24 protein-coding genes are annotated in these 22,808 nt (G+C 40.2%); 14 read left to right on the top strand and 10 right to left on the bottom strand.

The genetic code is table 11. From position 1 onward, the window contains the following. Positions 1 to 403: 403 nt before the first annotated feature. Both ppk1 and H6G97_RS02200 read left to right on the top strand, forming a co-directional pair. The gene (gene ppk1, locus H6G97_RS02205) at positions 404 to 2,584 is read left to right on the top strand and encodes a polyphosphate kinase 1 (protein ID WP_190939097.1); all 2,181 of its coding nucleotides are present in this window, start codon (positions 404 to 406) and stop codon (positions 2,582 to 2,584) included. Between the two features lie 549 nt (positions 2,585 to 3,133). Further along, complete coding sequence (locus tag H6G97_RS02200) at positions 3,134 to 3,550, top strand: response regulator (RefSeq protein ID WP_190939096.1); 417 nt, start codon at positions 3,134 to 3,136, stop codon at positions 3,548 to 3,550. Positions 3,551 to 3,679: 129 nt separating this feature from the next. On the opposite strand, the gene H6G97_RS02195 is transcribed toward H6G97_RS02200, so the two are convergent. Beyond that, on the bottom strand, positions 3,680 to 3,853 hold the full coding sequence (locus H6G97_RS02195) for a hypothetical protein (protein ID WP_190939095.1): 174 nt from the start codon (positions 3,851 to 3,853) through the stop codon (positions 3,680 to 3,682). Positions 3,854 to 4,354: 501 nt separating this feature from the next. Here H6G97_RS02195 and H6G97_RS02190 point away from each other — a divergent pair. Beyond that, complete coding sequence (locus H6G97_RS02190; RefSeq protein WP_190939094.1) at positions 4,355 to 4,924, top strand: DUF2854 domain-containing protein; 570 nt, start codon at positions 4,355 to 4,357, stop codon at positions 4,922 to 4,924. A gap of 173 nt (positions 4,925 to 5,097) precedes the next feature. On the opposite strand, the gene H6G97_RS02185 is transcribed toward H6G97_RS02190, so the two are convergent. Beyond that, positions 5,098 to 5,358 (bottom strand): CRR7 family NDH-1 assembly protein, encoded by a 261-nt coding sequence (locus H6G97_RS02185; RefSeq protein WP_190939093.1) that lies wholly within the window; start codon positions 5,356 to 5,358, stop codon positions 5,098 to 5,100. A 605-nt stretch (positions 5,359 to 5,963) separates the two neighbouring features. On the opposite strand from H6G97_RS02185, the gene H6G97_RS02180 reads away from it, so the two are divergent. Continuing rightward, positions 5,964 to 6,164 carry a hypothetical protein gene (locus H6G97_RS02180; protein ID WP_190939092.1) on the top strand — a complete coding sequence of 67 codons (201 nt, stop codon included), beginning with the start codon at positions 5,964 to 5,966 and terminating at the stop codon, positions 6,162 to 6,164. Continuing rightward, positions 6,152 to 7,180, top strand: coding sequence for a response regulator (locus H6G97_RS02175; RefSeq protein WP_190939091.1), 1,029 nt, complete (start codon positions 6,152 to 6,154; stop codon positions 7,178 to 7,180). The genes H6G97_RS02180 and H6G97_RS02175 overlap by 13 nt, the downstream gene beginning before the upstream one ends. A 59-nt stretch (positions 7,181 to 7,239) precedes the next feature. Here the strand turns inward: H6G97_RS02175 and H6G97_RS02170 are convergent, their stop codons facing one another. Continuing rightward, positions 7,240 to 8,445, bottom strand: coding sequence for a histidine kinase (locus H6G97_RS02170; protein WP_190939090.1), 1,206 nt, complete (start codon positions 8,443 to 8,445; stop codon positions 7,240 to 7,242). Positions 8,446 to 9,047: 602 nt separating this feature from the next. Here H6G97_RS02170 and H6G97_RS02165 point away from each other — a divergent pair. The 7 genes from H6G97_RS02165 (at position 9,048) to H6G97_RS02135 (ending at position 15,680) form a co-directional block, all read left to right on the top strand. Continuing rightward, positions 9,048 to 9,221 carry a hypothetical protein gene (locus H6G97_RS02165; RefSeq protein WP_190939089.1) on the top strand — a complete coding sequence of 58 codons (174 nt, stop codon included), beginning with the start codon at positions 9,048 to 9,050 and terminating at the stop codon, positions 9,219 to 9,221. 745 nt (positions 9,222 to 9,966) lie between these two features. Further along, complete coding sequence (locus tag H6G97_RS02160; RefSeq protein WP_190939088.1) at positions 9,967 to 11,361, top strand: S-layer homology domain-containing protein; 1,395 nt, start codon at positions 9,967 to 9,969, stop codon at positions 11,359 to 11,361. A 338-nt stretch (positions 11,362 to 11,699) separates the two neighbouring features. Next, positions 11,700 to 13,454, top strand: a complete 1,755-nt coding sequence (locus tag H6G97_RS02155; RefSeq protein ID WP_199349218.1) for a Mu transposase C-terminal domain-containing protein — start codon at positions 11,700 to 11,702, stop codon at positions 13,452 to 13,454. Between the two features lie 3 nt (positions 13,455 to 13,457). Continuing rightward, a complete protein-coding gene (locus H6G97_RS02150; protein ID WP_190939087.1) occupies positions 13,458 to 14,288 on the top strand; it encodes a TniB family NTP-binding protein in 831 nt (276 codons plus the stop codon). Further along, positions 14,288 to 14,821, top strand: coding sequence for a TniQ family protein (locus tag H6G97_RS02145; protein ID WP_190939086.1), 534 nt, complete (start codon positions 14,288 to 14,290; stop codon positions 14,819 to 14,821). The genes H6G97_RS02150 and H6G97_RS02145 overlap by 1 nt, the downstream gene beginning before the upstream one ends. 223 nt (positions 14,822 to 15,044) lie before the next feature. Further along, on the top strand, positions 15,045 to 15,500 hold the full coding sequence (locus H6G97_RS02140; protein ID WP_190939085.1) for a hypothetical protein: 456 nt from the start codon (positions 15,045 to 15,047) through the stop codon (positions 15,498 to 15,500). An 18-nt stretch (positions 15,501 to 15,518) separates the two neighbouring features. Further along, complete coding sequence (locus H6G97_RS02135) at positions 15,519 to 15,680, top strand: ribbon-helix-helix domain-containing protein (protein ID WP_190939084.1); 162 nt, start codon at positions 15,519 to 15,521, stop codon at positions 15,678 to 15,680. Between the two features lie 109 nt (positions 15,681 to 15,789). Here the strand turns inward: H6G97_RS02135 and H6G97_RS02130 are convergent, their stop codons facing one another. The 7 genes from H6G97_RS02130 to H6G97_RS02100 are packed head-to-tail and all read right to left on the bottom strand — an operon-like array spanning position 15,790 to position 22,032. Further along, positions 15,790 to 16,404 (bottom strand): PIN domain-containing protein, encoded by a 615-nt coding sequence (locus tag H6G97_RS02130; RefSeq protein WP_190939083.1) that lies wholly within the window; start codon positions 16,402 to 16,404, stop codon positions 15,790 to 15,792. Positions 16,405 to 16,406: 2 nt separating this feature from the next. Then, complete coding sequence (locus H6G97_RS02125; RefSeq protein ID WP_190939082.1) at positions 16,407 to 16,751, bottom strand: STAS-like domain-containing protein; 345 nt, start codon at positions 16,749 to 16,751, stop codon at positions 16,407 to 16,409. A gap of 30 nt (positions 16,752 to 16,781) precedes the next feature. Then, entirely contained in the window at positions 16,782 to 17,378 is a 597-nt protein-coding gene (locus tag H6G97_RS02120) for an ATP-binding protein (protein WP_190939081.1), read from the bottom strand. Then, entirely contained in the window at positions 17,300 to 17,887 is a 588-nt protein-coding gene (locus H6G97_RS02115; protein ID WP_199349217.1) for a type I restriction-modification system subunit M N-terminal domain-containing protein, read from the bottom strand. The genes H6G97_RS02120 and H6G97_RS02115 overlap by 79 nt, the downstream gene beginning before the upstream one ends. An 11-nt stretch (positions 17,888 to 17,898) precedes the next feature. Beyond that, positions 17,899 to 18,720, bottom strand: a complete 822-nt coding sequence (locus tag H6G97_RS02110) for an HNH endonuclease family protein (RefSeq protein WP_190939080.1) — start codon at positions 18,718 to 18,720, stop codon at positions 17,899 to 17,901. Continuing rightward, positions 18,717 to 20,258, bottom strand: a complete 1,542-nt coding sequence (locus tag H6G97_RS02105; protein ID WP_190939079.1) for an AAA family ATPase — start codon at positions 20,256 to 20,258, stop codon at positions 18,717 to 18,719. Before H6G97_RS02105 ends, H6G97_RS02110 begins: the two co-directional genes overlap by 4 nt. Further along, on the bottom strand, positions 20,248 to 22,032 hold the full coding sequence (locus H6G97_RS02100; RefSeq protein WP_190939078.1) for a restriction endonuclease subunit S: 1,785 nt from the start codon (positions 22,030 to 22,032) through the stop codon (positions 20,248 to 20,250). Before H6G97_RS02100 ends, H6G97_RS02105 begins: the two co-directional genes overlap by 11 nt. Before the next feature lie 156 nt (positions 22,033 to 22,188). Between H6G97_RS02100 and H6G97_RS02095 the strand changes: the two genes are divergently transcribed. Together H6G97_RS02095 and H6G97_RS02090 are read left to right on the top strand one after the other, a co-directional pair. Then, positions 22,189 to 22,449 (top strand): helix-turn-helix domain-containing protein, encoded by a 261-nt coding sequence (locus H6G97_RS02095; protein ID WP_190939077.1) that lies wholly within the window; start codon positions 22,189 to 22,191, stop codon positions 22,447 to 22,449. 38 nt (positions 22,450 to 22,487) lie between these two features. Further along, a partial coding sequence (locus tag H6G97_RS02090; RefSeq protein ID WP_190939076.1) for a winged helix-turn-helix domain-containing protein occupies positions 22,488 to 22,808 on the top strand: 321 nt, incomplete at its 3' end.

Below are 22,808 nucleotides of genomic sequence, written 5' to 3'. Positions count from 1 at the left end.
GTGCTAATGCTTACTAAAGCTTGTATTGTGGAAAACTACATCTAACAATTACTAAATGTACGGCTTTAGACTAACTTTCATACCAAAATTATGTGTAAACTGCGCTTAATAATTACTCATAACTTTTCCAAATTAGCCACGTCATATCTTTGCTAAATCTTGAGTGCATCTTCATCAGTAATATTTTTTAAGCAATGATTTGAATTCTTAAAGATAACGTTGTAGGGTAGCACAGCGGTGCTACCCTACAAAAGACCAATATTCCATTCCACACAATAAAAAGCAGCTATAAAACGTAGCTATGACTAACTGTTCCCTTAGCGTCACGCTCAAGCCCCATTTAACTTACTATATTTATTGTCCCCCAGTTTAATGGGCCACATCTGCCTGTCCTTAGGTCATTATGGCAAAATCTAAGAAAAGCTCTACTCCTATCAATCTCAGCGATCCGCAGTATTATCTTAACCGAGAGTTAAGCTGGTTAGAATTTAATGCCAGGGTGTTACATGAAGCCTGTGACGATCGCACCCCTCTTCTCGAACGCCTCAAGTTTTTGGGAATATTTAACTCTAATTTAGATGAGTTCTTTATGGTGCGGGTTGCTGGTTTAAAGCAACAAGTAGAGGCAAAAGTTAGCCTGTTAACTCCTGATGGTCGGACACCACAACAACAGTTAGACGATATTATGTCTAACCTTACTCCTCACGTTCAGAAACAACATCAGCATTTTGAGCAAGTACTTCGTCCCCTACTAGCAAATCACGGCATCCATATTCTCGATTACATAGATTTGAATCAAAAACAACGAACTCATCTCAACAGCTATTTTGAAGAACAAGTCTTTCCAGTTTTGACTCCTTTGGCTGTTGATCCTAGTCATCCCTTTCCTTTTATTTCTAATCTCAGTCTGAATCTGGCTGTTGTCGTCAAAAATCCAGACACGGAAGAAGAATTTTTTGCCAGAGTTAAAGTCCCCAGCGTTCTGCCACGATTTTTACCGATACCGCCTGAGTTGGGAGATCAAAATAGCGAAAAACCTGCCCACTGGACTGGGATACCTTTAGAACAAGCGATCGCTCATAACTTGGAATCTCTATTTCCAGGGATGAATATTCAAGAATATCATCCGTTCCGCATTACCCGTGATGCCGATTTGGTCTTAGAAGAAGATGAAGCAGATGATTTGTTGTTAGCGATCGAACAGGAATTGCGAAAACGGCGGCTGGGTGGAAGTCCAGTCCGGCTAGAAATTCAATCCCAGACTCCTGAAATAGTGCGATCGCGATTATTGCAAGATTTGGAATTAACAGAAAGTGATGTTTACGAGGTAGATGGTCTTTTGGGACTGCGGGATTTAATGTATTTTATGTCCCTGCCATTGCCGGAACTCAAAGATCCACCACGCCAATCTGTTGTACCATTACGCCTGCAAAGGTTGAGAGAACCCAGTTTAGACCCAGATGCGCTAGAGACAGACGAAGGAAAAGACTTTTTTGCTGTAATTCGGGAAAAGGATTTGCTAGTACACCATCCTTATCAATCCTTTTCGGCTACAGTAGTGCGCTTTATTACCCATGCTGCTTACGATCCGAATGTGTTAGCCATCAAGATGACCCTTTACCGGACTTCTGGCGACTCACCCATAGTCAACGCCTTAATTGCCGCAGCTGAAAATGGCAAGCAAGTATCTGTGTTGGTGGAATTAAAGGCGCGATTTGATGAGGAGAACAATATTTACTGGGCAAAACGACTAGAAAGAGTTGGAGTGCATGTTGTCTATGGTTTAGTAGGGTTGAAAACCCATAGTAAAACCGTCATGGTGGTACGGCGCGAAAAAGACCGGATACGTCGTTACGTCCATATTGGCACTGGTAATTATAACCCCAAAACAGCACGACTGTATACAGATTTGGGATTGTTTAGTTGCCGTGAAGAATTGGGTGCTGACATCACAGATTTATTTAATTTCTTGACAGGATACTCGCTGCAAAAGTCTTATAGAGAGTTGCTGGTTGCGCCTGTGAATATGCGCGATCGCTTTTTGGCACTAATTCACCGCGAAATCGAAAATGTTCAAAATGGATTTTCTGGACGCATTGTTGCCAAAATGAATTCCCTAGTCGATCCACAAATTATCACCACTTTATATGAAGCTTCCCGCGCTGGAGTGCAAATCGACTTAATTATTAGAGGCGTTTGTTGTTTGCGTCCCGGACTCAAAGACATTAGTGAAAATATTCGCATAATCAGCATTGTCGGTCGCTTTTTAGAACACTCTCGGATTTATTATTTTCATAACAATACACAAGAAGAAATCTATATTGGCAGTGCCGACTGGATGCGCCGCAACTTAGATCGCCGAGTCGAAGTAATTACCCCAGTGAAAGACCCTGATATTGCCAAAGATTTGCAAGAAATTATGGGAATTATGCTCGCAGATAATCGCCAAGCTTGGGAATTACAAGCCGATGGTACTTACATTCAAAGGCATCCTTATGATCATTCTCCAGAAGCTAATTCACAAAAAATTCTTATAAATATGGCATTACGCTCAACTGGTGTAGCCTCAAACTTGATTGATTAAAAATAAGTTACTTAGGGACTTGCAAAAAATAAAGTATCCCAAATTATTTCTAGATTTGTAGGGGCGCAAGGCCTTGCGCCCCTAAATTGGATATTTTTTTAACTGGAAGTCCCTTATACCTTGAACTGGGAATTGGGGACTGGGGATTTAAACCACAAGCAAATTAAGAAAAAGACTCTTTCCCAGTACCCAGGATTTAAAGTGGAAAAAGTATTTGCCAAAAAGTCAGGGTTTTGCAGGATAAAGAAAACCAAGTTATGAATTTGGGATAAAGTCGAGCTAGGTGAAGATGTTTGAAAAATTGTTTGTGATGTATCAAAGGCTTGTATATTCTCCTAAATCCGCCGATAAATTGGGTAATTGGATTCTGATTCCTTCCTTTTTAACGGAGGTTAGGAAGCGGTCTTTATGCAACTTGATACTTTACAAACATCCTTTGGTTATTTGTTATGGATTAACACAAGTTATTCAACCATAGGATAGAGTTATTGCTGGCTCTTGTTCTCATAAACTATAGAGGCTATCTAAATAATTTCGTTTTTCCCCTCAATGTTAATGTTATCCTGTGAGCTTTCTACCTTGCGTGTTCTAGTAGTTGATGACCACGAACTGACTCGTTTAACCTTACAATTGGTTTTTTCTTGCCAGGAGAATATTCAAGTAGTAGGTTTAGCCAGTAATGGTGAAGAAGCTATAGAAATGGTTAAACGTTGCCATCCTGACGTGATTATATTAGATTTACAAATGCCAGTTATGGACGGCTGGAGTGCGTCTAGTCAGATTAAAGCTATATCTCCCAACACCCAGATTCTTGCTTACTCCTCAGTGGAAGATATAAACTTTCAGGGCACAAAGACAGTATATAGCTTTGATGACGTTTGCAAAAAAGATGTACCTACAAGCGAACTTGTTGCCTTAGTTAGGCAGTTAGGTCAGCGTGCAGGAGATAATTCAATTGCAGGATAAATAATACAGCTATGTTGCTTTGCCAACTCAGGCTTAGTTAAATTATGGGGATTTAAAGGCATGATAGTACTTGAAAAGCGTCGGTATAACCTGAAGTTAACGGTTAACCGACGCAATTTTTGATAATTTTTACTCTACGGGAATCGTGCGTCTAAATTCATCAATTAACTCATCCAGTTCTTCTAAAGCCTGATTAACATCAATTCTCAGAGTTCCTAGGTTTGGTTGTTCCAGTAAACCTAAGAGGTACTCACGTTTACCTTGAACTGCGGTAATTCGTTCTTTTATAGTCTGTAAATCCATTATTTTTTTCCTATCTTTAACTACCTTTAAATTTAAAGTTAACTCAAAATCAGACATTATGGGGCACTATAGCAATCCTATTTGAGTTGTGAAAATTATCGAACCGTCAAGCCGCTTTCTCTAACGAGACACTACCTGAACCCGCAGCGTCTCTTTAGAGAGGATCGCCAAGAGAAGAATCAAATAGGTTTACAAATGATTTAGGATTGCTATATACGCCCTTAGTGTCTCCCCTAAGTGCTTGTGGGACTACGGTGTACACACAAATCCTTTAACATTATTCCATAAGCTTGTGATCTCCCAACCCCCTTTTAAGGAAAAAGTTCTCAAGTTTTGAACTTAAGAAAGTCAGTAGTTCATGATTTCTCTTTGTGTCAGTCTTGACCAGGAAATTTTGAGTTAGTTGAATACTATGCAGATGGGAAAGATGTTCTTCCCTAATTTGTTACTCATAGCCGATGATAATAAAACTGTATTCAGACTTTATACTAATTTAAGCTCATGCTACGCCAAATCTCTTTAGGAACACTCGGTTTAACTATAGGCAGTATATTAACCATCATTGGCTTCGTCGCCTATGCTGTTAATAATGCCACACTTAATCTTGTCGGATTTTTTTACGGGATTCCTCTATTGTTGGGAGGACTGGCGCTGAAAGCTAATGAACTGAAGCCAGTACCATTTACCCAACCTACGTCCCCGTCAGCGTTGATACTGCGCGAGCAGCAAGCAACTGATACTCAAAACAAAATTCGCAACGATATCACCCGATATTGCTATGGTCAAGATGCTCATCTAGATACAACACTTTCTTTTCTAGGTTTGAGTCCCACAGATCAAGAACGACCAATAGTCACAGGGTTGCGAGAAACAGAAGTTAATGGGAGCTATGCTCTAATTTTAGAATTTGATTCACCATTAATACCAATTGATATATGGCAAAAAAAGCAGGAGAAAATGACCAATTATTTTGGCCCTGGATTGGAGATTCAAATAACGCAGCCATCTGAAAATACAATTGAGCTAGCGCTGATAAATACTCCAAAAGAGTCCTTAGTCAGTAGTCAATAACAATAATTTTTGTTATCCAAATTCCATGCCTTTATGCACGATTCAGAACCCTGAATTCTTGAAGAAGTCGGGGTTCTGGGCAGCAAGTTTTGTTTAAGTAAATGGCATTCTAGCTCACTAACTATCTATTAATGATTTATTTTTTGGGATTCTCTTAACCACTAACCAAAAAGTTATTTTTCTAAACGAACTGCATACCACTGTAAATATTGCCCAGTACCAATATCTAATTCGCAGCTAGTGTCGAGTAAATATTGTGCTTGAGCTTCCACAGTATCAAACTTTTGCAAGTCCGGTGGCAAATCTTCAATTATGAGTTGTTGGAGATTTGTTTTGAGCTTTTCTAATAACTCTGATGGTGTCAGAAATTGTTCTGGTTGATTTGTTTCTAAAACAACGAAGTTATCCTGCTGATACATTAATGAGTCTGGCATATTGAAGATTTTGTGAATGTAAACAGGGTTTGATTTTTTTGTAAGAACTTATTTCTGGCTGTATTCATCTAATCTTAGCTACTAAATTGCTATCTTTCCAGAAATACAACTTATTTTTATTTATCTAATACACTGTGATGGAAGTTTGCCCAGCTTTAAAATGAGCTTAAGCCCCTTATTTAGTGAATTGAGATGATACCTGGATTGCCACCAAACTGTATTAGATGCACTGAATCTAATTAAATAAAAATTTTTACTTATTTTATTAACCTATACTCATTGGAGAGTCAAACTTAATCTTAGTCTTGTGTAATTATACTAAACCTCCGCAACCCCTGCTAAATAAGCTAAATAAATTTAAGTCAGGTGATATTAAAATTTAGTATTAGCTATTTTCTAAGCGCACTTTGGCAATGGCTCTGCCCTGTATCACTAGGTTTATGAACTAACTACAAAAATAAATAATTAAGGCGTGTATTTGCAATTCTCAAAAAAATCGCAATTTGACTATAACAATGGGGAAATATAAAAGTAACATTTCCTCTCACAACCGTAGCCGAACAAAAAGGTAACAATTGCCTTCGTGTTCCAATTATAGATTGTCTATGCAACTTAGTTATATACCGCTTGCTTGGGTCAAAAACATTGAGCAGTCCATTGTCAAAAAACGGTTGATTGTGAAGCCAGATAAACCTTTGCCGCAAATCCTGGCATTGATGAAAAGAGCGATCGCCTCCATGCGATCAAGTTGCACAGCCTTTTTCAGGATAGTTCTGCAAGTGGAAGGCAACTCATGTCAGGCATAAGCTCATTTCCTCTTTCTACTAAACAACCGCCACTGATTCTAGTGGCTGATGATGACAAGACCATCCGAGTGTTGTTGCGTAAAGCGATGGAACAAGAAGGTTATCGAGTGGTCGAGGTCAATGATGGTAAACAATGTTTAGATGCTTACGAGACTATCAAACCGGATGTAGTCTTGCTAGATGCTGTAATGCCTGTGATGGATGGCTTTACCTGCTGTAAGCACCTGCTCCAAATTGCCAGGAATAATTTGATATCAGCACTTTCAACATTTGATACTGATTCTGCCTTAAAAAATACGGTTATATCCAAGATATGGGAGCGCACCCCCATCTTGATGATCACATGCTTGGACGATGAAGAATCCGTAAACCGTGCTTTTGAGGCAGGGGCGACTGATTATGTGACGAAGCCAATTCACTGGCCTGTATTGCGCCAGCGATTGCGCCGACTGCTACAGCAAGCGCAAGTATACAAACAGTTAGAGGCGGCAAACCAAGCTTTGCATCACCTTGCCAATGTAGATGGCTTAACTGAGTTGGCTAATCGTCGGCGCTTTGACGATTATCTCAATACTCAGTGGATTAATCTCGTACAAGAGGGATCTCCCCTATCAATGATTTTGTGTGATATCGACTTTTTTAAATTTTATAACGATAGATATGGGCATCCAGCGGGGGATGTCTGTTTGCAAAAGGTGGGTGCTGTCTTAAGCCTTAAGGCACAAAAACATCAGGATTTAGTAGCGCGTTACGGTGGCGAAGAATTTGCTGTGATTATGCCATACACCCCTGCATCTGGCGCACTTCATGTTGCCGCTATGATACAAGCGGGAGTCAAAGATTTGCAAATTGTTCATGACGGATCTCTGGTGAGTCAGCACGTTACCCTTAGTATGGGCGTGGCAACTGTTGTCCCCACTTGGGAATCCTCACCTTCAGATTTGATTGTCATGGCAGATAAAGCACTTTATCAAGCAAAAGCTGGAGGGCGCGATCGCTTTATCTCAAGTCCTTAATTGTCATTAGTCATTAGTCAGTTGGGAATGACCAAGCTCTAATGCCCTATGTCTATTACTTAAGAAGGATAAACTGGTAGTGTGAAGTGAAACCATGCTCCGTTATTGGGGGCAGAGTCCACCCAAATTTGGCCATAGTGTGCCAGGATGATGCGTTGGCATAAACAAAGACCAATCCCGTAACCTTCTTTACCTTCATCCCGTTGCAGGCGGAAGTGGTTTTCAAAAATGCGATCGCGATTCTCTACAGGAATACCAGGCCCAGTATCGCCAATACTAAACTGAACTTTTTGGGTAGTACGATGCAATCCGGCAACGCTAATTTTGCCACCTTCTGGGGTGTATTTGATGGCATTATCTAACAGATTCACTACCACTTGACGGATGCGTTCTGGGTCAGCATATACATAAGGTAAATCATTAGGAATATCTGTTTCTACATTTTGGGATTTGGCGGTGTAGCGATCGCATAATTCTTCTAGTACCTCTAAGCACAGTTTACCTAGTTGTACTTTTTGTGGTATGATGCGAAATTCTGTATCTTTGCCACGACCCACCTGCAAGAGGTCGGTAATCATCCGATCAATGATTTTAGTTTGATTACGGGCTTGTTTTAATAGATGCGCCGTCATGGACGGTTTGAGGCGCTGGAATTGGCCTGTCTCTAAATTGTAGTTAGATTGGAGAGTTTCGATGGCGATCGCGGCAGCAGTTAGCGGATTGCGAAGATCGTGCGCTAGGATTCCAATCACCCGATCTTTAAACTGTAGCTGCTCTTGGAGGTTATCTTTTTCCTGCTTCAAGCGAAAAATTTCGTCTGAGAGTCGGATGAGTTCAGCAGAAACAGCAACTGAACGGATAGTTGATTTGGGTGATATTGCCCTAGCACTATCGTCTATCCGTTCTTGTAAATCTTCCTGTAATTTTAAGTAGGCATCTACAGCCGCTTGCCAGCGAGGCCACCAGTTTTTCAATTGCGCTATGATATTACTCCCAGCTAAAATCTGTCGTGGTTCGGGATGGATTTTGATTAAAGCTGGCGTTGCGATCAATTTAAAGTGTTCTGCTAAGTAAGGTTGTTGTCCTACATCAATAGTTTGGAGTTCAAAACTATACTCAGCCTGCAATTCTTTTAAGTAAGCGCGTATTCGCTGCACCTGTTGGCGGGACTTAGGACGCCCATCGACAAACAGTAACAGCTGGAGTGGAGCCTCAGAATAAATAGGCTGATCCTGGGAAACTTGCATGTAATCGTGTTTCAGCACTGGTAACAACCCGGTGACGCTTTACAGAAAGTAAAATTGACTGACGGTTGTTGATGATCGTTGTTTTTTCTTCGATTTAATATCTATTTTAGATTTTCATACTCTTATCCGATCTGCGTTTTTGACATCAGACATATCTTTTTCAGCCTTTTGCCTCCTTTTGGTGAACTTAATCTCCAAAAAACACCTTTGCTCTTGAATATAAGTCTTAATTTGCCCTGAATCAAAAATTTTTGCCAGAGCCAGCAGGTAAAAGGTCTAAATACTATGTCAAATCGCCTAGTGCAGCACCATTTCAATTCGAGTACTCGTTTTGAATAAGCGATGTCTACGCCTAAGCAAACGTAGATGCTAATTGTATCTAATCTATCAGGAAGCTGTTAACTGTTCAGACCAAGTTTGTAGAGAGTTTTCTCAACCGCCAGTGCATTGGATGAAGTGTCTTTTTTGCCCCTACCCAATGATTAGTAGGACTGGGAAAACAGCCATAGCTGACTTTATACTGCCCCTTTATAACTTAAAGCATACCCTGTGCCCAGCCTTCTAAAAGAACCGTTGCCCTATCCCAGATGAACAGGGGATGAGTTGCCCGAAAGAAAGCTTTGGATAACATAGAGGCGATGCCTACGGCGGTAAACTACGCACTTTTAGGGGAAGCACTTACTGCTTTCGAGGTTGCACAAGCAACACTTTCCCCAGAAAATCAAATTACAGATACGAGGGAAACTGCTGTGACACTTGACTGCTTTACCTATGACTACAGTCGCCAAGAATAACGAACTTACGCTAAGTTCCTGGAAATGCTTAACACTGGCATTTTCCAGCTATTGCCTTACTCAGCTTACCATCGTCAGATGAATAATTTCTAAAATCGATTTTAAGCTAGTGTTAGCGAACTTGATTTATTCCCCTCATTGGGTGAGGCTAAGGAGGGCTTTAATCTTAGTCTATCACTTCAGTCGCTTGGCGATCGCAGATAGTAATCCCTGTGGTGGAGTACTAGCTTAAAGCAACGAAATCCTGAAACTATTGTATAGCAACAATTCCAGATTTATTTATATTTTTTTTCCAAAAATGTTAGTTTGCCAGAATTTTAGGGAAGTCTATAAATAAGCATGGGAATTATAAAAACCTAATGGCTGTAAAACAAAGACAATACGGTAGCTTCTGCTACCGTTTACTCATTTTTTAAAATATTATCTTCACCAACAGAGACATTTACGAAGAAGACACCGTGAGTCGGTAATGTCTTTTGGTGATACAAAGAAGCGGAGGCAAGATTCGATTCTCCCCCAATACTACTCGGTTAAGTATTTTTAACTCGGCATTGGATTTAGGGAAAAGGTTAAAGGGTAAAGGTTTTTTCTTTCCCCTTCCCCTTTTCCCCTTAACCCACAAGTATTAGATTCTCCCCAACTTGCCTGCTTTTTCTTTACTAATCCCCAGAGTTCCCAGCCCCCAATCCCATTTAATGAACAGTCTGCGCTAGGGTAGGAATTGAAACTCAATTTGTGATTTCCTGTGCTTCCCTGCAAACGTCCATCTGTATTTCTAATTTGGGCTGTTCTACTCACTTCCTTAACAGCCTGTGCTAACAGTCCAGTCGCCAAAAACCTTGAGCAATCATTGGCGGCAGATCCGAAACTGCAAAGCAATCCAGTTGTCTTTGGAGAATCTCAGAGTAACCAACTGCAAGCACAGCAAAACGAATCAACAGTTGAGTTACCAGCTGATTTTCCCAAAGATATCCCTTTATATTCCAATGCCAAACTACAGGAAGTTACACCTGCTAGCGGCTCAGAAAACAGAATCTCAACTCGTTGGTTGAGTTCTGACCCCAGTAACTTTATTGCTAGCTTTTATCGCAGCCAGTTTCAAGCGAATAACTGGCAGATTTTGCAACAGCCAACAGATGATGCCGGAGGTGCTTTTGAGGCACGTCGTAACGATTTGCTTTTAAAGATTTTCATTCAGCCTAAACCAGTTACTAACGCCACACCCAATCAACCCCAGATTGCCACTGAATTACTGATTGATTACGTACCGAATAGTATTGCAACGGCACAATCTATCCCAACTACAAATCCTAACGAAACGACTAACGCCGTTCCTCAACCAGGAGATTTAGAGTTCATTGGCCCAGTAGCGCCTGCAAACTTGGCAGCACAGCCACCAAGCACAGCTAATAACCAAACAACCCCTACAGCCACACCTGAATCTCAGGTATTCAACGATCTAAATAAGGCTCCGCAAGAATGGCGGCAACAAATTCAAGATTTGGCTGCCTTAGGTGTTTTGTCTTTAGAGCCAAAGGCAATTAAGAGCAACTCTACTACCACAGCGAACCAGTTTGAACCCAATAAAATCGTTACACATCGAGAATATGCCCGTTGGCTAATTGCTGCCAACAATGCCATGTATGCCAACAATCCAGCTAAACAAATTCGCTTGGCATCAGAAAGTACTCAATCAGCTTTTACTGATGTGTCTGCAAAAGACCCTGATTTTCCAGCAATTCAGGGATTAGCCGAAGCTGGGTTAATTCCTAGTCCTTTGTCTGGAGATTCTACAGTCGTTTTGTTTCGTCCTGATGCACCCCTAACGCGAGAACAGTTACTGTTGTGGAAATTACCCTTAGATACTCGCCAAGCTTTACCCTCTGCTAACTTAGATGCGGTCAAACAAACTTGGGGTTTCCAAGATGCAGCGCGAATTGACCCCAAGGCTTTAAGAGCAGTGTTAGCTGATTACCAGAATGGCGAACAGTCAAATATTCGGCGGGTGTTTGGTTATACGACTCTGTTTCAACCCAAAAAACCAGTAACTCGTGCTGAGGCTGCTACAGCTTTGTGGTATTTTGGCAGTCAGGGTGAGGGTGTATCAGCTGCTGAGGCTTTGAAATTAAAGCGAAGTTAAAGCTAAGGTGATGCCTATCATAGGTTCCGTTTATGCAGGCTTGATTCCATCGCAGTGAGTTCATAGCAATCACAAATGTACAGTGACTAATTATCTGTCGTCGAGACAAATTAATGTCATCCATTAAAATCTTGCTCGGTATAGGTTACAGCGTTTTAGTAGTATTAGGATAACATCTTGACAGTGACAGATTAGCTGTCATTTTGGGTAATAGTGACAAATTAGCTGTCGCTTCACCAGAGATAAAAAAGCTTTTGTGTATTTTCATAATGACAAATTGACTGTCGCTTTCTGTTTAAGTAGAATAACAATATGTTTTTATAAAAAAGCTTTGCATTATGAACAGTCAGCAAAATCCTGATTTAGCTGTTCATCCCTCGGCAATTCCTATGGAAGGCTTACTAGGAGAAAGTGCTACAACTCTTGAGAAGAATGTAATTGCCACACAACTATCAGAGGAAGCACAAGTAAGGCTAGAGGTAATCCAAAGTTTACTGGAACCCTGCGATCGCACAACTTATGGACAAAAGTTGCGGGAAGCAGCAGAGAAACTAGGTGTATCGTTGCGAACGGTACAAAGATTGGTGAAAAAGTGGGAACAAGATGGTTTAGTCGGACTCGCTCAAACAGGTAGGGCTGATAAAGGAAAACATCGCATTGGTGAGTTTTGGGAAAAATTCATTACCAAAACCTACAACGAGGGTAACAAGGGTAGTAAACGTATGACCCCTAAACAAGTTGCTCTCAGAGTCGAGGCTAAAGCCCGTGAATTAAAGGACTCTAAGCCGCCCAATTACAAAACCGTGTTACGGGTATTAGCGCCCATCTTGGAAAAACAAGAAAAAACTAAGAGTATTCGTAGCCCTGGATGGAGAGGGACAACGCTTTCAGTTAAAACTCGTGAAGGAAAAGACTTATCTGTTGATTACAGTAACCATGTTTGGCAATGTGACCATACCCGCGTAGATGTGTTGCTCGTGGATCAACATGGTGAATTACTAAGTCGTCCCTGGCTAACAACAGTAATTGATACTTACTCTCGTTGCATCATGGGTATCAAATTGGGCTTTGATCCACCCAGTTCTGAGGTAGTAGCATTAGCGTTACGCCATGCAATTCTACCCAAACAGTACGGTTTCGAGTACAAGCTGCATTGTGAGTGGGGAAGCTATGGTAAGCCAGAACATTTTTATACTGATGGCGGTAAAGACTTTCGCTCTAACCACTTGAGCCAGATTGGAGCGCAATTAGGGTTTGTCTGTCACTTACGCGATCGCCCTTCTGAAGGTGGAGTAGTGGAACGTCCTTTCAAAACATTAAATGACCAACTATTTTCCACGCTTCCTGGATACACCGGATCTAATGTACAAGAACGCCCAGAAGATGCGGAGAAAGACGCAAGACTTACTTTGCGAGAACTAGAACAGTTACTTGTACGTTACATCGTAGATCGTTACAACCAAAGTATTGATGCGCGAATGGGCGACCAAACTCGCTTTGAACGTTGGGAAGCAGGTTTGCCTACAGTACCAGTACCAATACCAGAACGAGATTTGGATATCTGTTTAATGAAGCAATCACGGCGCACTGTACAAAGAGGTGGTTGCTTGCAGTTCCAGAACTTGATGTATCGAGGAGAATATCTGGCAGGTTATGCCGGAGAAACTGTCAACTTAAGGTTTGATCCCAGAGACATTACAACAATTTTGGTTTATCGCCAAGAGAAAAATCAGGAAGTATTTTTAACTCGCGCTCACGCTCAAGGTTTGGAGACAGAGCAGCTGGCATTAGATGAGGCTGAGGCAGCAAGTCGCAGACTCCGTAACGCAGGGAAAACTATCAGTAACCAATCATTATTGCAAGAAGTTGTTGACCGTGATGCTCTTGTGGCTAGCAAGAAAAGTCGTAAAGAGCGTCAAAAATTGGAACAGGCTGTTTTGCGATCTGCTGCGGTTGATGAAAGTAAAACAGAATCCTTGCCTTCGGAAATAATTGAACCAGATGAAGTGGAATCTACAGAAACGGTTCACTCTCAATACGAAGACATTGAGGTGTGGGACTATGAACAACTTCGTGAAGAATATGGGTTGTAAAAAATGACAGATGCTCAAGCGATCGCCCAGCAGTTAGGTGGGGTAAAACTAGACGATGAGTGGTTACAAGCTGAAATTGCTCGTCTTAGAAGTAAAAGCATTGTGCCGCTAGAACAAGTAAAAAAGCTCCATGAGTGGTTGGATGGCAAACGCAAGGCAAGGCAGTCCTGTAGAGTTGTGGGGGAATCACGAACTGGCAAGACAGTTGCTTGTGATGCGTATAGATTAAGACATAAACCATTGAAAGAAATTGGAAGACCTCCAATTGTTCCTGTGGTTTATATTGAACCCAATCAAAAATGTACTTCTAAAGATTTGTTCAAAGAGATTATTGAGTACCTGAATTTTCGGGCAACAAAGGGGACTGTATCAGATTTTCGTGGAAGAGCGATGGAAGTACTCAAAGGATATGGAGTAGAAATGCTAATTATTGACGAGGCTGACCGCTTGAAGTCAGAAACATTTGCTGATGTGCGTGATATTTATGACAAGTTAGGAATTGCTGTTGTCTTGGTGGGTACAGATCGTTTGGATGCGGTGATGAAGCGAGATGAGCAAGTTTACAATCGCTTTCGGGCTTGTCATCGTTTTGAGAAGTTGTCAGGAGATGATTTTAAAAAGACAGTAAAAGCTTGGGAAGATAATATTTTGAAGCTACCTGTTCCGTCTAATCTAATCAGCAAAGCTATGCTCGGAATTCTTATTTCGGCAACAGAAGGTTACATTGGGCGGTTAGATGAAATTCTTAGGGAAGCAGCAATCCGTTCTTTATCAAGAGGATTGAAGAAGATTGACAAGGCTGTTTTACAGGAAGCAGCTAGGGAGTACAAATAATGGCAGCAACAAATATTGAGCCTTGGCTATTCTTGATTCAACCCTATGAAGGGGAAAGTCTGAGCCACTTTCTTGGCAGGTTCAGACGTGCCAACCATTTATCCGCAAGTGGATTGGGTAGTTTGGCAGGAATTGGTGCTGTAATGGCACGTTGGGAAAGATTTCATTTTAATCCTCGCCCTAGTCAGCAAGAATTGGAAGCGATCGCATCTGTGGTAGAAGTGGATGCTCAAAGGTTAGCCCAGATGTTACCACCTGCTGGAGTGGGAATGCAGCATGAGCCAATTCGCTTGTGTGGGGCTTGTTATGCTGAAGCACCTTGTCACCAAATTGAGTGGCAGTATAAGTCGGTGTGGAAGTGCGATCGCCACGAACTCAAGCTTTTAGCGAAGTGTCCAAATTGTGAAGCTCCTCTCAAAATGCCTGCGCTGTGGGAGGATAGGTGCTGTCATAGGTGTCGAAGACCATTTGCGGAAATGGCAGCGTATCAGAAGCCTGTTATTAACTTGAGAAGCTTAAATGCTGATTCTTGATTATTAGTAGTGATAGCTGTATAGCTTAAGTACAAATGTACTATAATAAAAAAATAGTCTGTTTAAAACTCTGGTTCTTTTTGCTGTATATTTGCATACTCAATGTCAAGGCAATTTTCATCGTGGCATAATGGTGTCACTATATAGATAACGTCGTTATATTAATTTTTTTGTAATTTACAACAAGGGGTCACATATTGAGAATAGGCAGAGGAGGGAAATTATGAATAAAACCCTTGAAATGCCAATGCTGTATAAACGCTTATCAAAAGTGGGATTACAGCCAAAGTTTATTCAAGAAAAAGCCTTACCTGAATGGTGGGATGCAGAACTTGAAAATAATCCTGTAGCTGTTTTAGAAGCGGCAGGACGTATTGCTAAACGTTTAGGGCTAGATATGGCATCAGTTCTTGATCCTGATGCTCCTATTACTTTTAAGCAAGTAATTCGCCCTAAATTTAAGAAGATACAAAAAAATTCTGATGAGAGCCGATTAATTGTTGCTCAAGGGCTAGCTACTCGCGTAGCTGAGATGGTTACGTATGCCTGTAAAAGACCTTTTACAGATATGGCAACAAATGCATTTGAAATTCGGAATTTTATCCTGAAAAATAATTCTTACATAGACCTTGATGCTATTCTGATGTGTTTTAATGTGTTTAAAGTAAAAACACACTAAATCGCTTATGATAATGAAATGGGAAAAGTAACTGTAACTCTTTATATGGAAGAAGAAGACAAAGAAGCCCTGCAATTTTTGGCTGATGCAGAGGAGCGTTCTTTATCTCAAATGGCGGTGTTAATTGTGAAACGAGCGATTAAACAAGCTCAGAATGACGGGAAAATTCCACCAAAATAATTCGTAATTTGTTAACGAAGCGATCGCACATCGTACTACACCGTACCCAGTCGGATTTGAAGAGGCGAGTAACAACTGTGTAATTGCTGGCGATTTTTTAGGACAATGCTTATCTAGTTATAAGTTTGCCTTGATTTCTAGCTGCGGCGATCGCTCCTGGATTAGCTGTATATACCTGAATTCCTGGCACTGTCACATAATCGCCATCATCAGTAATAATCTTGTTTACTGATTCTTGTTTCATAGATTCAAGAATAAACAGGTCATAACCATCCAAACACTGAGTAGTGAACTGAGTTAAAGCATTATCTACAGTGTCTTCATCGAGTTTGACACTAATTTGAAGAGCAAAGGTGTTCTTGACTTGATTCCATGCTGCTTTTACTAAGGAAACAACCCTAGCACGTTCTGAAGGGTAGTTATGGCGGTATTCTTTATTGTTAATTCTGCTAGAACTGTAACATGATAGCTTTTTTTCTTCTCTTTCAATAATATGGGCTAATTCAGCCAGCGATAAACCAGAGCAGCAAAGGGTAGCACCTGCTGTAAAAGTATCTGTAATGTAGTTTGAATAGGTGCTTTGATACGTAGTTAAAGACAAACTTGCTGGAGGATACGTCAGCCAGTACCAGACATTCGTATCAACCAAAAAAATATCCCCCTTTTGGGGGGAATCAGTCGTGATGTCAATGACATCTGCCTTTACGGTGTAGTTAACTGACATGACTAACAGGCAGATTGTTCAAGAACCATCTCATCTACGGCTTCACGATATTGCTCATCTGAGTAATAACGCAAAGCATTTTCAATCACATTATCGTAGGTCTGTTGACCAAGAGGACTGAGGTTAGATACAACTAGAAGTCGATCTAGGTCTTCAGCTTTGATATCGCGCAATAACTGACCAATGGCAATGTTGAAAAACACGGACAAAAATCTTCTTACGTCAGCAAAGTCTAGCTCTACTAACTTTCCTGCTTGCAGTTGAGGATAAATTAAATCATAGATTTGTTGCCCGGCCTGCTGGCTCATGCAGTTTTCGCCAATTAGCTCATAGACTTTGTATTTCATGGCTCTAAAACCTCTATTAGAACCTTTGTACTAAAATAATACTTCATTTTCTGTAAAGTTATGGTGATTTACGTCGCATTTAATAGTGATATTTATTAAAGTTCCCTCAAAGAAGGTGGGTGCGCTTTGGTAAATCTCTTGAGTTTCGTCAATTAAACCGTAAGCGTCATGGCTGTAGATCTCTATTTTACCCTGTTTACTCTTTACAAATTTTTTTAGTGAATCCAGTCCAGTACCTCCGCATATTCTACTGGGTCGGGTTGTCTTACCACGTTGAAATGCCCAACGTAAGGTTTCTTCAGCTAATTTCTGACTGTCTTGAAGGAAGTGGCGCACATTAGCTGGAATGCCAACGCCAAAGTCAATCACAGTCAGCTTTAGTTTATTTAAGTTAGGATAACGCTGTCCACAAGTGAATACACCGATATCCGATAGCCCGTGTTCAAAAGCATTGCTATAGATTTCAAGAGCGTTCTGGATAATTTCATCCTTAAGAGTTTGGTTAATGTCTACCCAACCACGTCCAAGCCATTGCTCGTCAAGGTAATTTAGAATACTCTCAAGGTTGTCATTAGGATCTTCCCTGTAAGCAACGGAATTTCCTTTCCACCTAGCGAAGTATCCCAATTGTCAAGCACCTTTGAAAATGCCTGCATTGTGGGAGGATGGATGTTGCGATCGCTGTCGGTTGCTGTTTGGGGGGATGGGGGAGTATCAGAAAGCTTTTTTTCTAGCAAGCCTTCATAAATGTCGCCTTTAACATCGGCACTCATAGATACCCAGTCTTCGTTGTCGATCATCTCAATGACACGAGACAACATCGCTGGATCTTGAATTTTGTTTTGGGCTTTGATGAAGATTTTGCCCAACATTCCCTTCTTTTTGCCTAGTTCACGGAGCAACTTGATGTAGTGAACCTCAAGCTGATCGCCACGTTTAGCTTTTAGGCTTTGCCAGGTGTATTCAGCAGGAATTCCTAGATCACGATTATGAGGTGGTTTGGCGTATTCATCCGCCATTTTCAGGAAAATCAGGAAGGTGAGTTGTTCCAGATAGTCTCCATAGCTGACTCCTGCATCACGCAAGATGTTACAGAAATTCCAAACTTTGGCAACGATTGATTGAGAGGTGGACATAATTTATTGCCTCAAGCTGCTGTCAGCGCTAACTTTTGAACCCATTCAATATCTGAAGACAATAAGCATTTAATTGCAACCACAGAGAATTCTGATTTTGGCTTTGTCAGCGTTCTTAATTCTTCTAGCTTGGATTGAATCTGCCCCTTTTTTGATGCAGATGGATTTTTGTTATATTCCTTCATTAAATGCTGAAGTTCATTAAGCTTGGATTCACATGTATCCCATAAATCCTTTCTTGCTTCCTTCAAAGGCTCATAATTCAAGTCTAAATTCTCAATTGTATACTTGGCTCTTTCGTAATCCCAGTCATTTTCGTCCACTGATGAGGGCTTGATAGTTCCAGTTTTATCAAAAGTGAGTTTGAGTGTGTCGTCTTCATCTGTTGGATCAAGAAAGCAAACTATTTCATCTTCACATAAATCCGTATGGCAGCTTGCTTTATTTCTCTTGACATGAAATTTTGCTCCTTTTTTCGTATTGCCAACACTTCCACAGATTCGATAATTTGTCCAATCAAATGCAAGCCACCAATAACCGCCTTGGTCTTTTCCATTTAAATCTAAAGCTTCACTCTTTGGTCTGAAATGGTCAACGTGGTAATGAGAATAAACCTCTCTAGCTTCTGAATACCAACATTTACCATCAGATAATTGCATAAAATATTTTTTAAGAGCTTTATTTCTCCAAACCTCACTATTGCTCTCAATAATTTCCCTGCGCTTTGCAGAATCGGTTTCAGAGATGAGAGCTTGGGTTAAGTTTTCAGCTTTAGTTAGCCATTTTCTTAATCTACTAGGAGGAGGATTTTCTTTTAGAGGGATATGCCTCACTGTTCTGCCTCCATAATTTCGTTAAGGAGAGATAGTGCAAGCTCATTCTGTTCTTTCAAATCTTCTAGTGTGAGAGTAGGTTTCTGAAATCTTTCTTGTCGATGCCAAGCAGTTACAAACTTTTGGTAAAGAGGATCTCTAAATGTTCTTGTAAACCCTAATCCCTCTAATGTCTGGAGAGCCTCATCTAATTCTTTCCTCTCTTCACTGCTTAATCCTCCTTGCTGTTGCTTAGCAGTTAATCTATGCTTATGATCCAAGGCTCTTTGTGTTTCTTCATCTAAAGTTGTAGGGAGACCAAACAACTCACTAGTTAAAATGCCAGCTACACCTAAACCCTTTGGATCGGTTTCAGGTTCAAATACGATTGTTCGTCCAGTGTCCTCATCTTTTCTGAAAATCCTTACTTGTTCTTTGGTCATACTTCCAATGACTAAAGGATCATGAGTATTCAGAATTATTTGTGTTGTTTCATGCTTTTGAACGACCTCCTGTAATAACTTTAAGTATTGCCATTTCCATAAAGGATTAAGATGAGTATCTGGTTCATCTAGCAAAATTAGTGACTCTTCATCCTTAGTGAATTTCAACAAGCCTAAAACTGTAAGTAATTGCTGTTCCCCTTCACTCAAGTCCCTAAAAGTCAATTCACCTCGGATATTTCGCTTTTTGACTTTTACCTTAATTTCCTGAATCAAATTTGAAATATAGGTGCTTTCTAGTGCTTTAAAGAATTCAGTATTACTTGTATAGAACTTAGCAATTTCTTTAAGCTTGTTTTTATCACTAACATAAAGATAGAGTCTTGGTTGATCTATTTGTTTTCTAAAGTCCAGAGAATATTTGTCAATATAATAAATAGGTGCTGTTGAATAATTCCAAACCTTATCTAAAAAATCTTTAACCAAACCAGTAGCGCCCCAAAATCTTGGGTCATCATTACCTTTCCATTCAGGGTCTTTTAAAACAAATAGAATACTTTCTAAATCGTCAATATCAAGATACTTCCTTAAAAACTGGCTTGATTCGTCATCCTCGAAAGAGAAAAAAGCTAAAAGGACAAAGTAGCTATGAATCAGACGAACGTAAAAGAGTTTACGCAGATCTTCAATTTCTGCGGCATCAACACTAGGCTTGATAATTTTGTCATAGAATTTCTTCTGATGATCATTAAAATGTTCTTCCAATCTGTTGCTGACACCGGAATAATAGGTGAATACATATTTGGGCAAATACTCATTCTTTCTGGCATAGAAATCTTTTATCGTGATTTTATTGTCATCTATGTAGAAACTACGTTTAGTATCGAACTCTATTTTTACTTTGTGACCCCGACAAACATATTCAATTTTGTATGAAAAGCTTGGCATTCCCTCAAGATCTAGATATTTAAATATTAAAACCAACGCTTCAATTAGGTTTGATTTGCCTGTAGCGTTCTGACCAAGAAGCACAGTTTCCATAAAACCTTCTGCCAGATCGATCTCAAACTCGATGAGATTCTTGAAATTTTCTATATAAACTTTATCAATTCCCATTTCTTAGTCTTAAATAGGATTTTTTTTCTTCTCTCAATTCTTCTACTTCTTCAATAATCCCATTGTTTATCTGCTTTTTAAGTTCCGCATAAAAGCCCTCTATATCTTCTTGGTGTTTAGAGCGTCGCCACACATCCTGTGCTGTTGCCAAACCATTCAGCTCTTGTAATACTTCAATAATTGACAAATCTTTCTTCATAGCAACTTGTTTTCTTGGTTTAGGTACAGGAACTTGATGTTCTTCTTGATGCCTTCTAGCCTCTCTGATTCTTTCAAGTAACACTGCTGCATTTTCATCTCCTGAACCTTGTGGTACTAGTTGCCCAGAAAAAGCCTTTTTGAGTATACTTTGCTTCAAAATTTCAGATGATAGAAGATTCTTTTCTATAAGATTCTCTACCTCAGTTATTAAGGCCGTCCTTCTGTCAACTTCTTCAATAATTTTTTGGATTTCGATAGGGCTACATAGAGGAACAGGAAGATTATGAATAATTTCTTGGTTAAGGTTCTGCATCGTAGTTCCAACACTTTGGTTTGACAAATAATTCTTTAACCTTTGCGAACCTAATAAATAGCAATAGAAAATTGGATTGATGCCGGATAATAGTCTGATAAAAAGACTTCCTGAACCACACAAGAAACCTCTTTCTTTGTCGGTTATAACTGCACATCGACCCATTTCGCCTCTTCGTCCCATGACAATGTCTCCAGGATACATAATGTAATTGGAGAGTTCGTTTACCTTTTTTTCGGTAACTGTCAAACTCCAATCTGGCTCAATTTTCTGATTTCTAATATGAACTGGATTTACGATTGGTACTTGGTTACTAACATAGTCAGATCTATGTAACAAAGAACCGAATGGTCCAATTTGAATCCTTTCAGATAAGACGGAGAATTTAATCCAACACCATGTCTCTGGTAAATCCGGTAAATTCAATAATTCTTCTTCAGTTAAGGAAGAAATATTCAAGGGCGTTTGAGGCTTACCAGGCTTTTTACCCTCCTTGCCATTTTCTTCCCAAATTTTAGTCGATTCTTCCCACTCATTTAGCTGCTGTTGATAGAGGCTTTCACGCTCCTGTTGGATACGCTCTAGCAGTTGATTAGCCGTTTCTAATTGGTCAGCATAAGCTTCGCGCCACTGCTTAGTAAGTTTGCCTTCAAAAGCATATTTCAACACCGACTGACGATATACCTTGAGTTGCTCCTGAGCAGTTTTTAGGTATTCAACACCTTTATCAAGCTCAGAAAAAAGTTCCTCAATTTTTGCAACAATACGGTTTTGTTCATTAAGTGGAGCAATTGGTATAGATTGGTTTCTAATATCGCTATCCCTCACAGCAGGATAGCTTACACCTCGTTGAAAAGCCTCTAATCCTTGCAAAAAGGTACTGCTTAACGTATAAAAGAACAAATAAACATTGTTTATAAACCTTGATGCCCTTAAAACTGAGAAACCTGTTGATGCAACTTGGTTATCAAATTTTTTTGGGATTAGTGCAATGTTCTTTAAGTATGTTCTGACAGTTGAAAAAAGAGTATCTCCATATTTAACAAGTTGTCTTGCCCTTGATGGAGCATCAGAGCCTTGATAAGTTTTAACCTGATCAATTCGGTTAGTTTGATTATCTATGCCTGATATATCTATATAAATAAAGGGTTTGTCTGGCTCACTCTCAGGATTAATCTTCTCTACTGGTATTGTCACATCAGCTATTCGTGCAATAGCCCAAGATGCTGGGAGTTCGTTCTCTTCTGAGCTACTCATCATTAGAAAATCTGTTTTACCTTTGTTTGAGTCCCATCACCTCATCTAGATCTCTTGAAGTTAAAAGTAGCTTAAACCTCGTCCATTTTGAAAGCTGGAGTTTTGTCACGCATGGGACTATCCTAAGTTTTAGGAGTGGTGATTGAGGTTTGTACAAGAATGTTGAAAATTGACTTTCTTCGTTGGGGTGAAAGTGCAGAAGTATTGAGAGAAAAGGCGCTAAGAGCAACGCATCCCCGTAGTCGTGAGCGGTTTATGGCACTTTACGAGATTAGTGGTGGCAAAAGTGCAACTCAAGTGGGACGGGAAACAGGGCGTAACGCACAAACAATAATGGAATGGGTGCATCGTTACAATGAAGTCGGTCCACAGACACTAGTTTACCAACGTAGCGGTGGGCATCCCCCCCTTTATCTATAGAGATAGAACAAGCATTAGATCAGCAGATCAAGGATGCCTTGAAATTAGCAGCAACTCCGCCCCAACAGCGTCAAGAGCAACCTAAACCCCGTTGGACCTTAAAGCGTTTAGTCTCATGGATCAAAGCCCAATTCAATATTAATTGCTGTCGCGACACCGTTGGCAAGACCCTCAAGCGACTAGGATTGTCTTGGAAAAAAGCCCGTAAACTACTCAAATCGGCAAATTCCAAAAAGCGTGCTGAATTTCTCTTAACCCTCAAGAGTTTACTCGATGATGCCCTTCAACACGGACAGATGCTGATTTACATCGATGAAGCTCATATTCATCTTGATACTGATGAAGGCTATGGTTGGTCG

It is taken from the genome of Nostoc flagelliforme FACHB-838, from assembly GCF_014698065.1.
GTDB classification, from domain to species: Bacteria; Cyanobacteriota; Cyanobacteriia; order Cyanobacteriales; family Nostocaceae; genus Nostoc; species Nostoc flagelliforme_B.
This window is presented reverse-complemented; position numbering and strand designations above follow the sequence as displayed.